This is a genomic window from Colwellia sp. E150_009 (genome assembly GCF_053543955.1).
Map to the genome: position 1 here is coordinate 10,983 of NZ_JBHFOM010000008.1, position 15,681 is coordinate 26,663.

The 15,681-nt window shown below is 37.8% G+C and carries 10 protein-coding genes and 1 CRISPR repeat array; of the genes, 8 read left to right on the forward strand and 2 right to left on the reverse strand.

From position 1 onward, the window contains the following. The first annotated feature begins 79 nt into the window (after positions 1 to 79). The 5 genes from cas3f to cas6f all read left to right on the forward strand — a co-directional run bounded on the left by cas3f (position 80) and on the right by cas6f (position 7,459). Entirely contained in the window at positions 80 to 3,529 is a 3,450-nt protein-coding gene (gene cas3f, locus ACE1OF_RS05560; protein WP_448893256.1) for a type I-F CRISPR-associated helicase Cas3f, read from the forward strand. Next, a complete protein-coding gene (gene csy1, locus ACE1OF_RS05565) occupies positions 3,523 to 4,779 on the forward strand; it encodes a type I-F CRISPR-associated protein Csy1 (protein WP_448893257.1) in 1,257 nt (418 codons plus the stop codon). Before cas3f ends, csy1 begins: the two co-directional genes overlap by 7 nt. After that, a complete protein-coding gene (gene csy2, locus ACE1OF_RS05570) occupies positions 4,776 to 5,720 on the forward strand; it encodes a type I-F CRISPR-associated protein Csy2 (RefSeq protein WP_448893258.1) in 945 nt (314 codons plus the stop codon). Before csy1 ends, csy2 begins: the two co-directional genes overlap by 4 nt. Positions 5,721 to 5,799: 79 nt before the next feature. Then, entirely contained in the window at positions 5,800 to 6,831 is a 1,032-nt protein-coding gene (gene csy3 / locus ACE1OF_RS05575) for a type I-F CRISPR-associated protein Csy3 (protein ID WP_448893259.1), read from the forward strand. A gap of 31 nt (positions 6,832 to 6,862) precedes the next feature. Further along, on the forward strand, positions 6,863 to 7,459 hold the full coding sequence (gene cas6f, locus ACE1OF_RS05580; RefSeq protein ID WP_448893260.1) for a type I-F CRISPR-associated endoribonuclease Cas6/Csy4: 597 nt from the start codon (positions 6,863 to 6,865) through the stop codon (positions 7,457 to 7,459). Between the two features lie 596 nt (positions 7,460 to 8,055). Beyond that, positions 8,056 to 9,525: a CRISPR direct-repeat array (repeat unit 28 nt; unit sequence GTTCACTGCCGCACAGGCAGCTTAGAAA). Positions 9,526 to 9,565: 40 nt separating this feature from the next. On the opposite strand, the gene ACE1OF_RS05585 is transcribed toward cas6f, so the two are convergent. Further along, a complete protein-coding gene (locus tag ACE1OF_RS05585) occupies positions 9,566 to 11,464 on the reverse strand; it encodes an alkaline phosphatase family protein (protein WP_448893261.1) in 1,899 nt (632 codons plus the stop codon). Between the two features lie 284 nt (positions 11,465 to 11,748). Between ACE1OF_RS05585 and yiaY the strand changes: the two genes are divergently transcribed. Continuing rightward, the gene (gene yiaY, locus ACE1OF_RS05590) at positions 11,749 to 12,897 is read left to right on the forward strand and encodes an L-threonine dehydrogenase (protein ID WP_448893262.1); all 1,149 of its coding nucleotides are present in this window, start codon (positions 11,749 to 11,751) and stop codon (positions 12,895 to 12,897) included. Positions 12,898 to 12,987: 90 nt separating this feature from the next. On the opposite strand, the gene ACE1OF_RS05595 is transcribed toward yiaY, so the two are convergent. Beyond that, a complete protein-coding gene (locus tag ACE1OF_RS05595) occupies positions 12,988 to 13,443 on the reverse strand; it encodes an Lrp/AsnC family transcriptional regulator (RefSeq protein ID WP_448893263.1) in 456 nt (151 codons plus the stop codon). Positions 13,444 to 13,649: 206 nt separating this feature from the next. On the opposite strand from ACE1OF_RS05595, the gene ACE1OF_RS05600 reads away from it, so the two are divergent. Beyond that, on the forward strand, positions 13,650 to 14,690 hold the full coding sequence (locus ACE1OF_RS05600; protein WP_448893264.1) for an ornithine cyclodeaminase: 1,041 nt from the start codon (positions 13,650 to 13,652) through the stop codon (positions 14,688 to 14,690). Between the two features lie 33 nt (positions 14,691 to 14,723). Continuing rightward, positions 14,724 to 15,644, forward strand: coding sequence for a citrulline utilization hydrolase CtlX (ctlX, locus tag ACE1OF_RS05605; RefSeq protein ID WP_448893265.1), 921 nt, complete (start codon positions 14,724 to 14,726; stop codon positions 15,642 to 15,644). Positions 15,645 to 15,681 lie beyond the last annotated feature (37 nt).

Below are 15,681 nucleotides of genomic sequence, written 5' to 3' on the forward strand. Positions count from 1 at the left end.
ATTGCGCACCGTTTTATGAACTTGAATTGTTCAGAACAGAAATAGATGGTGTATTACATAGACAAAGCGACTTCTCATTATGATGGTTACGTTTGTAAGCCAATGTGAAAAAAATGCCCTTAAAAAAACAAGGCGAGTACTCGACGCGTTTGCCAACAGAATAGGTGATAATACCTGGCAAACCGTAATCACTGAAGACGGCCTAATTACAGTTAAAAAAATGCTACGCCAAACCGCTAGTAAAAGCACTGCTGTTAGTTGCCATTGGATACGTTCACGAGCAAGAAGCCAGTTTTTGTGGGTGGTGGGGAATAAGAGTAAGTTTAATGTTGAAGGTGTGATTCCTGTAAATAGCACAAGAAAAAATTTATTAAATAGTGAGATAGAGAATGATTGGAAATATTTGCCATTAATAAAATCTTTAACCGCAATTTCAGCACTATTTCATGATTGGGGAAAAGCGTCGAAACTGTTTCAGGAAAAATTAAATCTGAACAGTAAAAATAAATTCATAGGTGATCCTATAAGGCACGAATGGATCTCAGTTTTATTACTCAATACCTTTATTCAAAAACGAGATGATAAAACATGGCTGAACGATTTAGTAAATGGTGATATTGCAGAGCAAAAACTTAAACAAGCATTAGAAGAAACACAAGTGGTCGCCCTAGATAAGTTACCTTCTGCGGCTAAATTGGTTGCTTGGTTAATAGTATCTCATCACCGCTTACCTAATTTTTCAAATAAGCGTAAAGAAACGAGAAATAAATGGCTTGGTGTTGAGTCTCCTGATTTAGCGACAGTGCTTAAACGTATTACTCAAGAATGGGGTTATGAGAATAAACCAGATGAGCAAGAATATCAAAAGCGCGTTAAAAATTGTTTTGAATTTCCGCACGGGTTTTTATCACAATCAAGCGAATGGCTAAAACAGGTAAAACGTTGGTCGAATAGCTTGTTGCATTGCTTACCGTTGATTGACTCCGCCATGCAAGATGGCAGCTATCGCTTAGTATTACACCATGCGCGTTTATGCTTAATGTTGGGCGACCATTTTTATTCGTCGCAAGATGCTGCTAAACAGTGGAAAGATACTACAGGCTTATTTGCAAATACCGACCGAGAAACAGGTGAGTTCAAACAAAAATTAGATGAACATTTAGTTGGCGTTGCCAGAAATGCGTTAAATACAGCACATTTACTACCCGCATTTGAGCAAGAGCCGCCTGTAGCAACAGATATTCAAGTGCTAAGAAAGTCAAGTCCTAGTGCTTTTCAGTGGCAAGACAAAGCGGTAACAAAAATTACTGAATGGAAAAAATTACAAGACAAAAAAGTCGTTGGTTTTTTTGCTGTTAACATGGCAAGTACAGGGTGTGGTAAAACTTTTGCCAATGCCAAAGTTATGCGTGCTCTGTCAGTTGACGGTAAAAGTTTACGTTACATTTTAGCCCTTGGTTTACGTACACTTACCTTACAAACAGGCGATGAATATCGAGATCGTATTGGGTTAACAAAATATCAATTAGCCGTTTTAATTGGCTCAAGAGCTGTAGCCGAGCTACATAACTCAACAAATGACGCAAACAACAATCAAACTTTCGAGCAAAATGAAGTTACCGAAGAGGTACTAGGCTCGGAATCAAAACAAGCTTTATTAGACGAGTTTATTGATTTTGATTGTGACATACCCGAAGAGGGATTAAGTACGGTATTAACCTGCGAGAGAGATAAACAATTTTTATACGCGCCCGTGCTCGCTTGTACCATTGATCACTTAATGGCAGCAACAGAAACCAAACGTGGTGGCCGTTATATTTTGCCAAGCTTGCGTTTAATGTCATCAGATTTGGTGATAGATGAAATAGACGATTTTACCGGTGATGACTTAATCGCCATTGGTCGACTCATTCATTTAGCTGGCATGTTAGGGCGTAAAGTGATGATCTCATCTGCCACTATTCCACCTGATTTAGCCATGGGGTATTTTAATGCTTATAAAGAAGGTTGGCAGGTTTTTTGTCATAGCCGCGACCAAGTTAATGCCGAAATTGGCTGTGCTTGGATAGATGAATTTCGCACAAATGTTGATTCTATTAACGTTAAAAACAGTGAAAGAGTGTTAATAGAATATCAGCAACACCACAGTGCTTTTATTGAAAAACGTGTTGAAAAATTAACGCAGCAAGTGGCTAAACGAAAAGCAGAAATTATTCCTTGCGCCTTGTTTGATAATGAAGAAAATAGTCAAAAAAATGCTAATCAAGTTGCATCAACCGAAGAAACAAAACAAGCGCAATATTTCTCAACCATACAACAAGCCAGTTTAACTAAGCACGCGCAACATCACAGCGTTGATAAAAAAACATCGATAAAAATATCCTTTGGCGTAGTGCGAATGGCAAATATTTCACCGTGCGTTGCATTAACCAAATACTTACTACAAGTGCAGTACCCAGAAAACACCCAAGTAAAAGTAATGGCATACCACAGCCAACAAGTGTTGTTATTACGCCACGAACAAGAAAAACATCTTGATGCGGTACTAAAACGTAAAGAAAAAGAAGGTGACGAACAGCAAGCGTTATCTAACCCTGTTATTCGTAAACATCTTGATACCATCAGTAAAAATAATAGAAAAGTACAAAATGTTATTTTTATTTTAGTGGCAACGCCAGTCGAAGAAGTAGGGCGTGATCATGATTTTGATTGGGCAATTGTAGAACCCTCATCTTATCGCTCTATTGTGCAATTAGCTGGTCGTGTACGTAGACACCGCAGTGATGGTGTTGAGGAAGCCAATATTGGTTTAATGCAATATAACATCAGAGCTTGTAAATCGAATGATAAGGCTGGTGAAGCATATTTTATCAAGCCGGGTTATGAAGACGATTATAAGAAAATTAGTCAGTCTGGATTAGGGTTACCATTTCATGATTTAACTCAATTAATCAATGAAGAGCAAATATCAACTAACTTAAATGCAATTCCTCGTATTCAAAGATTACCACCGTCAGAAAGACAAGCTTTAGCCGCCGTTGAACATAAAGTTACAGCGAATGATTTAACCAGTTTTAAAAGTGTTGGTGCCAACACATTACAAAGTTATCTAACCGAAACATGGTATTTAACTGCTTTGCCACAGGTGCTTACACCATTTAGGCAAAGCGAAGCGAGTATTAATTTATTCCTCTTTTATAACGAGAATAGTGACAGCTGTTATTTCACGCAAAAAGATGAAGCAGGTAAAACATTATTAGATGAAAACAATCAGGCTATAAATCGTGAAGGTATTCTGAATATAAGTCATGTCGAATTAAGTGAAAGTGAACGTCAAAATTTATGGTTAGAACGAAATTATCAAGCATTATTACCGCAGTACATTAGCGAACCATGGTTAATATCAACTAAGCGAGTATCGTTACGTTATGGTGAAATAAACTTTGTTGAACGAGAAAATATAGAATTTGAATATAACGACCAGTTTGGACTGGTTAAAATAAATAAAAATGGAGGTGGAACATGTTAGACCCCGCAATAGCTGGTTTCTTATCTGAAAGAAAAGAAGCATGGCTAAAGAAAAAAATCACCACATCAATGCTTGAACACGAAATAAAGGAAACAGAACAAGAGTGTGAACAGTTATTCTCACTCAGTGAATGGCTACCTAATGCAGCAAAAAGAGCGGGCCAAATATCCATGTCTACACATCCTTGTACTTTTAGCCATCCAAGTGCCAGAAAAAACAAAAATGGTTATGTCTCTTCTGTTTTATCAATTATTGAACATACAGCTGATGGCTTTTTAAAAACCGGTAATGTAAGTGCTGCAACAGACGCTTTAGGAAATGCAGCAGCCCTTGATGTTTATAAATTCTTAACTTTAAACATGGAAGATGGTACCACGCTACTAACGCATATCGAACAAGATACCGAATTAGCAAAAAATTTGTTAACCATAAAATCAGAAAGCTATGAAAATCTTAAAAAGGGGTTTTTAGCCATGGTTGAAAGCGCTGATGAAAGTATTACTAGCTCTAAAATAAAACAAGTGTATTTTCCTGTTGATGGCGATTATCACCAACTGTCACTGCTAACTAATTCAGGTATAGTTTACGAACTACGATCACGTCTCGATAAATTACGCTTTTCAGAAGAAGTTAAAATATTACGTGATAAAAAACGAAAAAATGAATTTAGTGAACAAGGCTATAGCGAAATATATGGCTTAACTACTATTGGTTATGGTGGCACTAAACCACAAAATATCAGTGTGCTGAATAATCAAAATGGTGGTAAAGCACATTTACTTTCGTCAATACCGCCAAGTATTGAAAAACGAAATATTCATTTCCCTAAAAGTGATTTCTTTGTTGAATCTTTTCAACAATATGAATACGCCGATATTTTTAAAGCATTACATAAACTGTTCCAAGCCGATCATAACAACATTAATATGCGTGAGGCACGCGACCGTTACTTGCAACAAGTTATCGATTTAATTATTGAAAAGATGTGGGCTGTACGCGCAGTTTCTCAAGCTCAGTTTCATGAAGATTCGTCTAACCTATCTAGTCACCAAAGAACTTGGTTACGAAGTGAACTTACTGAACAAAGAGAAAATGAAGCGCAATGGTTAGACACCTTAGTACATGAAATTTCACGCTGGTTCAGTCGTCGTTATGAAAAAGTATTAGGCAAACAAGCGGTAAAACTTGGTGAAGAAGAACGCTTATTATTTGCCAATATTGTAGAACAAAATAGGGAGTTTTTAATATGAGTAATATAAAAAGAATAGTATTACTACCACATATAAAAGTACATAACGCCAATGCCCTTTCTAGTCCTTTTACTATCGGTTTTCCTGCGATGACCGCATGGCTAGGCGCGGTGCATGCTCTACAACGAAAATTAAATGCCAGTGGCTTTACTAAGAGTAAACTTAATGGGGTAGGTGTTATTAGTCATACTTGTGACTTACAAACACATAAAGGTGACGGAGATTATGTTCATTCGATAATTGGTACAGGAAACCCGTTAGATAAAACAGGAGCAAGAAGCGCGTTTATTGAAGAAGCACGTTGTCATTTAGATATATCGTTAGTGATTGAATATAGTGGTATTGAAAAAGATGATGAAACCTTAGTAAAAGAAAAAATAGCACATATTCTGCACAGCAGTATGAAAATGGCAGGCGGTGATATTTCATCATTTAAAACGCCAGAATTTTTTAAAATAGAAAATGGTAACCCAAGCGACATTCACTCATTAACCAGAAAAATAATGCCAGGTTATGCACTAATAGAACGCCAAGATTTAATGCTTGATGCTATGGAGCAAGGGCAAGATGCGATAGATGCATTACTTGATTACTTGGTTATCCATCATAAATGCGTTCTTGAGACTAATGCACAAGGTAATGAAAAGGTTGCTTGGTCAAGTAACCGAAAAGCTAAAGGTTGGCTTGTGCCTATTGCCACAGGCTTTCATGGGTTAACTGAACTTGGCGAAGCTAAAAATCAACGTGACCCCAATACACCACATTGCTTCGCTGAAAGTGTAGTTACGCTTGGTGAGTTTAAAATGCCGCACAATATTAAAAATATTGATGAAATATTATGGCGTTATCAAGCAGATAAACCGAATAACTTATATCTATGTAAACAACAAGGTAAGACTCAATCTACACCCGAAGATGTTTTATCTGATTTATATACTTAACACTTAGTGAAAACACTTTAACAACGACGAATAACAATATTAACTTAAAAATTTACGATAAATATAAAGGAAAATTATCATGGCTAAGAATCAAGACACTGCATCAGTATTAGCATTTGAAAAAAAATTAGTACCATCAGACGGTTATATGTATGGCACTCAATGGGCAAATCGTAACGAAACAACACCTCTACAGTTAATCGAAAAATCAGTAAGAGGTACAATTTCTAATCGTTTGAAAGCGGCGATAAAAAATGATCCTGTAAAGCTTAATGCAGAAGTAGAAAAAGCAAACTTACAAACCGTAGATGCTTGTGCACTTGCACCAGAGCAAGATACATTAAAGCTCCATTTTACCTTAAAAGTTTTGGGTGGCGTGCAACAGCCATCAGCCTGTAACAATGTATTATTTAAACAAAGTTATAGCAGTGCTGTTCGTGACTATACGGGTAAAACAGGTTTTACAGAATTAGGTAAACGCTATGCAGTTAATTTAGCTAATGCACGTTTTTTATGGCGTAACCGCGTAGGTGCAGAAAATGTTGAAGTACAAATTAAAGCGCTTAATAAAGACTCACAGCAAACATGGACATTTGATGCAACTCAATTTAGTACAAAGCATTTTAACTGTGAGGACAGTCAAGTACTCGAGTTAGGCGAACGAATCGCCAAAGCGCTTGCAAGTGAAGATGACTTTTTAATGTTAGAAATTAATTGCTATGCACAAGTAGGTAAAGCACAAGAGGTTTACCCAAGTGAAGAATTAGTATTAGATAAAGGCAATAGCAAAACGAAAAAGAGTAAAATTCTTTATTCAGTTAACGATATAGCTGCCATACACTCACAAAAAATAGGTAATGCATTACGTAGTATAGATACTTGGTATCCTGAATTTGACGACGCTGAAGCTACCGCTGGGCCTATAGCCATTGAACCTTATGGCGCGGTAACTAATTTAGGTAAAGCATACCGTACACCAAAAGATAAGCAAGATTTTTATACTTTTTTTGATAAGTGGGCACGTGGTGCCGAGCTTGAACGAATTGAAGATGAACATTATGTCATGGCTATTTTAGTACGCGGTGGTGTTTTTGGTGAAAGTGATAAGTAAGCATGGCTTATTTTCAAATAAGGAAAGATAAATGAAATATTATCTCGACATAACCTTGCTGCCAGACTCCGAAATCACGCTCGGTTTTATTTGGCAAAAGGTGTATCAACAAGTGCATATTGCGCTTGCTGAAAACAAAATAGCACAAAACAGTTCAGCCATTGCTTTAGCTTTTCCTAAATACGCTTTAACTGGAGATAAAAAAACTGATTTTCTGTTAGGCAATACATTGCGAATATTTGCACCGACTGAAGAGTTACTAACAAAATTAGCCATAAGCAACTGGTTGAAAAGGTTTAGCGATCACACGCATATTTCGTCAATAAAGGCCGTGCCTGAAAAGGTCAATGAATTTGTTTGTGTAAAACGAAAGCAATGTAAAACAAATCTATCTCGATTCGCTCGACGTAGAGCAAAACGCAAAGGTGAAACGTTTGAGCAAGCTATACAACATTATGCCAATTTTAACGATGAACAAACTAAACTGCCTTTTATCAATGTAAATAGCCTTTCTAAAAATGAACAATTTAGATTGTTTATAGACCAAAAAAAGGTAAATGAGACCACAGTAGGGGAGTTTACTTGTTACGGACTGAGTAAAGAAAAAGCCACAGTACCTTGGTTTTAAAGATGGATTTAAGTCCATTGAACGTAATGGGCTTAAATAAATTTATTTATATAGAACTAAAATTAGCCATGCTAAAAATGATCACACAGAGAGATAAAGATATCGCACAAGGCAACGTACATGATGTAAAAATGATTCTAACTGAGTTACGAAACTGTAGAGGGTTATAGTGGCTAGCTATACGGTAACCTTAACTGACAACGCTAATAAAAATTTAGAAATCATTTATCAGCATTATATGTTGCGTACGGGCAATAGACTTCTTTCTGAAATTTTTTACCACTCGAATTAAATTTAACAGATAATGATTGCTTAGAAATGTTCACCAAATCATTTCGCCTTATTTATAAAATAGAAAAACAACAAGTTATAATCTTGATAGTTTTACATCAAAAACAAAGTGTTGCTAAAGCGGTGTTTAAGCGTTCGTTGCATTAGCTCGCTAATTGTTATTTTGATTATAGAAAACCAAAATAATTGCTCTTTAAAAATTTGATTAAATATTAATAAGTTACAAATAGGCTAAAAATTTAGGGCAAAACACTTTAAATTACCTTAGCCTTTGTTGTAGTTTGTTTTTTTGCTATTATTCCATTGTTCACTGCCGCACAGGCAGCTTAGAAAAAATCACAATTGAAATGCTAACCCCGAAATACGTTCACTGCCGCACAGGCAGCTTAGAAATGCCATCCATAAATTATTTTTATTAAATAGTTGTTCACTGCCGCACAGGCAGCTTAGAAAAGTGTTGATTGACTTAATTGCTCGGAATGAACGTTCACTGCCGCACAGGCAGCTTAGAAACGACACATTTAAAGAAGTTGACTAATGAGTGAGTTCACTGCCGCACAGGCAGCTTAGAAATGTGGTATCAGAAAACCAAGCAATAAACTGATGTTCACTGCCGCACAGGCAGCTTAGAAAATAGTACAGCACCTAAAGTTTCAAGCGTGAGCGTTCACTGCCGCACAGGCAGCTTAGAAAAAAGAGATAGATAATTCTGATTCCCCTCAGAAGTTCACTGCCGCACAGGCAGCTTAGAAAAAAACCATCTACGCCAAAGAAACAAACCTGTTTGTTCACTGCCGCACAGGCAGCTTAGAAACGAAAAATTTTACCAACGTTATAAAGAAGAAAGTTCACTGCCGCACAGGCAGCTTAGAAACAGGAACTCGAACTTGAGTTTGGGAAAGGCATGGTTCACTGCCGCACAGGCAGCTTAGAAAGTATAACCTTAATTATTAACGTGCAGTTTACTGTTCACTGCCGCACAGGCAGCTTAGAAAAACATCGGTATTATTCTCAATTATGTCGTGTCGTTCACTGCCGCACAGGCAGCTTAGAAAACCCGAAAGGGTCAATGTGCGGGGTTTGCAGAGTTCACTGCCGCACAGGCAGCTTAGAAATAGGGCTTTCAGATTTAGCCTAGGGCTTTCAGGTTCACTGCCGCACAGGCAGCTTAGAAAAATTACCATTACCATCAGTAGCTATTTTGTTAGTTCACTGCCGCACAGGCAGCTTAGAAAAATACGAATATTGCCTAAGTACCTGGTACGTAGTTCACTGCCGCACAGGCAGCTTAGAAATAACCTCGAAGTTGGCACAGCTGTTGTTGATGGTTCACTGCCGCACAGGCAGCTTAGAAACGCTTGGTAAATTTTTAATATTGGGTCAGACAGTTCACTGCCGCACAGGCAGCTTAGAAAACTCCATCCGTTATGATGTGGATCAAACCATAGTTCACTGCCGCACAGGCAGCTTAGAAAGCTCGATACCATGATTAAACCGAGTGAATATTGTTCACTGCCGCACAGGCAGCTTAGAAATTACATCATCATTTTTACAACAGGGACAACAAGTTCACTGCCGCACAGGCAGCTTAGAAATATTGAGTAGGTGTACCTCACGATCGTGTAAGGTTCACTGCCGCACAGGCAGCTTAGAAATTCAGGACAAGATAAAAAATTAGTGCCTGTACGTTCACTGCCGCACAGGCAGCTTAGAAAATTTAGTGGCGGAATAAATTCCGCCCTACAGGGTTCACTGCCGCACAGGCAGCTTATTAATCGCCATAGATGAGCCGATTGTTGGTGTGTTATAAATACCTCAATCACTCAATTGTTTAGCTTTGTTTTCAAACAAATATTCTTTGTTGTCTGCGGTTATCACTTTGGCGATTACTTGGTAGTCGCTTTCAATGTCCAATAAGCCTATGCCACTTTGATTCAGTAATTTTTTATGGTTAACTCTGCGCGCTTTTATCAGCATATCACGTCGTTTGGTAAACCAGTTTAATGGTGATTGGCTGCTATAAAGGTAATGATTACATTTAGCTAAAAAGTTTAATAGTTGTTCAGGAAACTGGTTTTTAATACCGCTACACGTTATTTGAGTAATATGCGGGTTATGCTTGCTGTGTTTAAGGCTTACGTCATAAACAAATGAATAATGTACGTCCCCCGACAAAATAATAAAATTAGGGGGTGTTTTAGAATGTTTAAATATGTTGAGTATCACGCTGGCTGTGCCTTTATGTGCCATCCAGTTTTCAGCATCTACAGTTAGGGCAAAGCCAAAAAAGGTGAAAATACGTTGTATTACTTCAATTAATTTAACGCCAAAAATAGGGGCGGGAGAAACTAAAATAACGGCTTTTTCGTCAAAGAGTTCTCGTTGTAAATCGGTGAGTGATTCCCAGTCCATTAAGCCAGAAGGGCGATTTGCTTTTTTCTCAGAGCGCCATCGTTGTGTGCGTGTGTCTAAAACCACCATTTTAGGGTGTGTTTCTACACTATAATGCCATTGATTAAAGTGCAGTAGGGTGTCTATCAGTTCATCAATGTTATTCATTTTATCAGATGAAAAGCAATCTTTAGCTTGTGCATAAATTTCGTTAAACGCTTCGGGTTGGTTTCCCCACCCTTGGCATAACCAGTAACCAGTTAGCGCGTTACCTATAATGCGTTTTGAAAAAGGGTGTCCGTAGGCTATTTCTTCCCATTCACGGGTAAGGTTCCAGTCATCGGTTATGTCATGATCATCGTGGATCATAAACGTGCGAATATGCGCTAAGGCACGCCTAACTGCAGGTAAACCATGCGAAAATTCTTCAATCACTTTTTGTTCGTCTTGGTAACGTTGCTGATGTTTCGCGTCTATTTTGCTGTCGTCAAACGTTACAAATTGCCATAGTTCGGGTGACCAAACAAGTAAGTACATCGCGATAACTTCAGCAAATGAAATTAAATGGTTATGGGCACTAACCGAGGTAAACACACGTTTCTTTTTACCTTTAAAAAAATCGATAAAATTGTCATTGTCACCTTCAAATAAGGGCAATATTTTGTCACGTTGATAATAACAATCGGGGCTTGATAACAGCTGCTCACTATTTTCAATGTCTTCATTTTGCCAGCTGCCACTGTGTAAACCAAGTAAGGCAATAACTTGATGTATAGCCGACAACATAGGGCCAGCTACATCGTCTATGTACACTTGATCGCCCGATAACATTAATAAACTGGGGGCAGGGTTTTTACCTTGTACTGCATTGGCTATTTGGGTATCAACGGCCAGTAAGCCATCGCTACTTTTATGGTGAGGTTTACGACATGAGCCGTGTAAAATATGATTGGCCTGTTTGCTGTACCAAAAGCGCGGATATGTTTGGTTTTCATAACAGAGGTTTTTAAGTTCAGTGCAACCGAATGTTTCTGTGTTGTTTTTTAATGTTATATTGTAGCTAACCCAAGTATTGTCAGGCAGTTCATCCGTTAGGTGAATGTTGAGTAAATTAATAAAAGCGTGTTTACCCACAGTAATATAGGCATGTTGTTTATCGGTTAAGGTAGCTGAATAAATGCTTTTTTCGTTTTCATCATAAAGAGTTACACAACAATTGTACTGTTGTGATGTAACTAACCAAAAAATTAATTGTTTATTTATTGCCTTACGTACAATAGGCCCCGCTATAATTACAGGTAATACGCTATTATTTATTGTCATATTCTTGTGTTTTAGTCGTCATTGTAGAAAATTAATGTTAACCCTATGCTTTAGATCAAACTGTTTATCTGTGCTTCATGTTACAAAATAGGTAATTAAATTATTACTTATCCTAAATGATGAGAGAAATTAATACCATCGTTTAGTATTTCACAGTAAAGCAATATCTTATTATCAATTCAACTTGTCATTATTCAAATGGATTTAATAATGAGTTTGAGAAGTGATTTGAAAATAAAGTATTAAAAACAATTTGTATAGTTAATTAATTAAAGGAAATTATAATGAGTTCAACATTTTATATGCCGTCTTTGAATGTTATGGGCAGTGGTAGCTTAGCTGAAGCTGTAAATTACATAAAAGAACAAGGATTTAAACAGGGATTAATTGTTAGTGACAGTGTTTTGAATAAATTGGGTGTGGTAAAAAACTTCACCGATTTATTGGAAAAAGAGCAGGTTGCTAGTATTATTTTCGACAAAGCCCAGCCTAACCCAACCGTTGGTAATGTTAATGAGGGGTTAGCGCTTCTTAAACAGCATGATTGTGATTTTGTTGTGTCGTTAGGTGGAGGATCGCCACATGATTGTGCTAAAGGTATTGCTTTAGTTGCTAGTAATGGTGGTAAAATAGCTGACTATGAAGGCGTTGATCAATCTAAACTGCCTCAACTACCGTTAATTGCCATTAATACCACGGCGGGTACTGCATCAGAAATGACACGTTTTGCTATTATCACTGATGAAACACGTCATGTGAAAATGGCGATTGTTGATAAGCATACAACGCCAGTGTTGTCAGTGAATGACCCGTCGTTAATGGTGGGTATGCCAGCATCGTTAACCGCTGCAACAGGTATGGATGCACTAACTCATGCCGTTGAAGCTTATGTATCAACAGCAGCTACACCAATTACTGATGCGGTTGCGCTAAAAGCTATTGAGCTTATTCAAGCGTATTTACCAACAGCGGTTAAAAATGGTGAAAACATCGAAGCAAGAGAACAAATGGCTTATGCCCAGTTTATGGCGGGTATGGCGTTTAACAATGCGTCTTTAGGTTATGTTCATGCAATGGCGCATCAGTTAGGTGGTTTTTACGATTTACCGCACGGTGTTTGTAATGCTGTGTTATTACCACATGTACAACGTTATAACGCACAAGTTTGCCCTGAACGTTTAAAAGACATTGCCCATTGTATGGGGGTTGATGTGCTTGGCATGTCAGCACAAGAGGGCGCTAATGCGGCTATTGAAGCCATTGAAAAATTAGCTAAGGTTGTAGGTATTCCTGCAGGGTTAACAATATTAGGCGCCAAAGAAGAAGATATTTCTTTATTAGCCGACAATGCGTTAAAAGACGTGTGTGGTTTAACAAACCCTAAACAAGCAAGCCATGAGGAAATTTGCCAAATTTTTAAAGCGGCTATGTAGCTATTCAGTCTTGTAAAACCGAACATGTGATAAAAATTGATAACCGAGCATCTGTATTTTTGTTGCTCGGTTTATTTTTTGAAGTGATCATTATATTGAACTTAATAAGATACTCGTTTCACTGTTAAGCACCCCGTCTATTGTTCTGACATCGCGAAGTACTCGGTCAAACTCAAGCAAGTTTGATGTTTTAATATTCGCCACTAAATCCCAAGCACCATTAGTTGTGTGCAGTTTTTCAAGTTGTGGTATACCGCGCAGTTTGCTAATTACTTGTGCGGTTGATTTACCAACAACTTCAATCATCATAATTGCTTTAATCAAATCAGTTTCTAATTCGTCGTGCGCTCTAATGGTGAACCCTAAAATTGCACCTGAGCTAATTAACCGATCAAGTCTATTTTGAACCGTACCGCGTGAAACATGAAGCAAGGTTGCCAGCTTTGATATAGAGGCTCTGGCATCCGTACGTAAAATTGCGATAAGTGATCTATCTACTGAGTCGTGCAGGTAAACGTGTTTTTTTACCGTTTTTTCAAAGGTCATTTTTACTTCCTTTTTTACGCTGTATTATCATTTTGATAGTAATATTGCTCATTATGATAAATCTTTGTACTAATTTTGCAATATTTTACCATTTTGTTTGGTATGTTCAACCGATAATATATGACTTAAGTAACTAATAGTGTGTAGAACATTTTGTCTGGAAGGCCAGCGCTTTAGTTTTATACAGCAAATTTAAAGGGGTTAAGGTGAAAAATAGTATTAACGAAAAGTCAGCTAACGTAGCATTTATAAGCGTTACCGAGATGATTGCGCTTTTACAACGTATTGGAACTGAGCAGTTTATTGCAGGCTTGGTTGAATATTTAGAGCAAGATTATAGACAATGGGAGGCGTTTGATAAGTCACCTCGCTTCGCAGCCCACTCGCCAGAAGGGGTTATTGAATTAATGCCTACGGGTAATGATACCTTATTTGGCTTTAAGTATGTTAATGGTCACCCTAAAAACACCTTGTCAGGTTTACAAACAGTAACCGCGTTTGGTGTGTTGTCTGATGTGGCAACCGGCTATCCGTTATTGTTGTCTGAAATGACGATTCTTACGGCACTAAGAACGGCAGCAACGTCAGCCATGATGGCTAAGTACCTAGCGCCTAAAAATGCATCAACCCTTGCGATGATTGGGTGTGGTGCACAATCTGAGTTTCAAGTGATTGCGTTTAGTTCTTTGTTGGGGATAAAAACGGTGCGTTTATACGATATTAACGAGCAAGCAATTGAAAAGTGTCGTAACAACCTTGCTGATAAAGGGTTAAATATCATTGTTTGTGCTTCGGCAAATGAGGTGGTTCAAGGGGCAGATATTATTACTACTTGTACTGCAGACAAAAAAAATGCGACGATTTTAACCAGTGATATGGTTTCAGACGGTGTTCATGTAAATGCGATTGGTGGTGATTGCCCAGGTAAAACGGAACTTGCTGCTGATTTATTAAATCGTGCCGATGTTTTTATTGAATATGAGCCGCAAACACGTATTGAAGGTGATATTCAGCAACTGCCTGCAAACTCGACGATTACTGAAATGTATCATGTTATTCGAGGTGAAAAGCCCGGTAGAACTTTTGATCAGCAACTGACCATTTTTGATGGAGTTGGTTTTGCGGTTGAAGATTATTCAGCGCTTAGGTTCGTTTATGATCTTGTGAAAAAACAGGGTAATTGTGCACAGCTTGAGTTGTTAGCAAATCCAGAAAATCCACGAAACTTATTTGGTTTAACGGTATAAGTGTTGTCAACATCATCGATTACGGGAGAAACCATGTCATTATTTCCACAGGCGCCTAGTGCGGTTGTTATGATTCGTCCGCATCATTTTTATCCAAATGAAGAAACGGAGCTCGATAATAGTTTTCAAGGGAAAACGTTATTGAATAAACAACAAATAAAAACACAAGCTTACGAACAGGTGTCAGCCGTGGGCAAAATACTTGAAGCTGAGGGTATTACTGTACATAGGTTTGAAGACGAAGGCGAAGAAACACCAGATTCAGTGTTTCCTAATAATTGGTTTTCAACACATACAGGGGGGCAAATTGCTATTTACCCTATGTATGCTAAAAATCGCAGAAAAGAACGTCGTTCGGATATTATTGATCTGTTAAAAAAAGATTACCGGGTTCAAGATGTCGTTGATTATTCGGGGTTGGAATATGATGACATATTTCTTGAAGGTACGGGGGCAATGGTCTTAGATCACATAGAACGTATTGCTTATGCTGTGCGGTCTAAGCGAACAGATTCCCATGTGCTTGAGCGTTTCTGTACGCACTTTAATTATGAACCTATGGTTTTTGATGCACAAGACAGGCAAGGGGTTTCTGTTTATCACACCAATGTTTTAATGTGTATTGGCAGTGATTTTGTGATGGCTGGGTTTGAGATGATGACTGATCCAAAACGACGTGCGCAAATTATTCAACGGTTTGAAAGTGCAGGTAAACGTATAATTAGTTTAACTGAACAACAAATAAATGCTTTTTGTGGTAATGCCCTTGAATTAACTGGGAAATCTGGCCGTATATTAGCACTTTCAGGAAAGGCTTACGCTGCGTTAACCGTTGAGCAAATAGCCCTGCTTGAAAACAGTGTAAAGCTAGTACCACTTGATGTTTCTGTAATTGAACTTGCTGGTGGGTCAGTGCGATGTATGTTGGCTGGAATACATTTATCAAAAAGATAATTGTATTCTTGTTAATCTATATTATGATATTTTAAAT

Bases quoted from the DNA above. Each gene is read 5' to 3' on its own strand.
- yiaY (WP_448893262.1), top strand. From the start codon at position 11,749: ATGAGTTCAACATTTTATATGCCGTCTTTGAATGTTATGGGCAGTGGT.
- cas3f (WP_448893256.1), top strand. From the start codon at position 80: ATGATGGTTACGTTTGTAAGCCAATGTGAAAAAAATGCCCTTAAAAAA.
- ctlX (WP_448893265.1), top strand. From the start codon at position 14,724: ATGTCATTATTTCCACAGGCGCCTAGTGCGGTTGTTATGATTCGTCCG.
- csy1 (WP_448893257.1), top strand. From the start codon at position 3,523: ATGTTAGACCCCGCAATAGCTGGTTTCTTATCTGAAAGAAAAGAAGCA.
- csy2 (WP_448893258.1), top strand. From the start codon at position 4,776: ATGAGTAATATAAAAAGAATAGTATTACTACCACATATAAAAGTACAT.
- csy3 (WP_448893259.1), top strand. From the start codon at position 5,800: ATGGCTAAGAATCAAGACACTGCATCAGTATTAGCATTTGAAAAAAAA.
- ACE1OF_RS05595 (WP_448893263.1), bottom strand. From the start codon at position 13,443: ATGACCTTTGAAAAAACGGTAAAAAAACACGTTTACCTGCACGACTCA.
- ACE1OF_RS05585 (WP_448893261.1), bottom strand. From the start codon at position 11,464: ATGACAATAAATAATAGCGTATTACCTGTAATTATAGCGGGGCCTATT.
- cas6f (WP_448893260.1), top strand. From the start codon at position 6,863: ATGAAATATTATCTCGACATAACCTTGCTGCCAGACTCCGAAATCACG.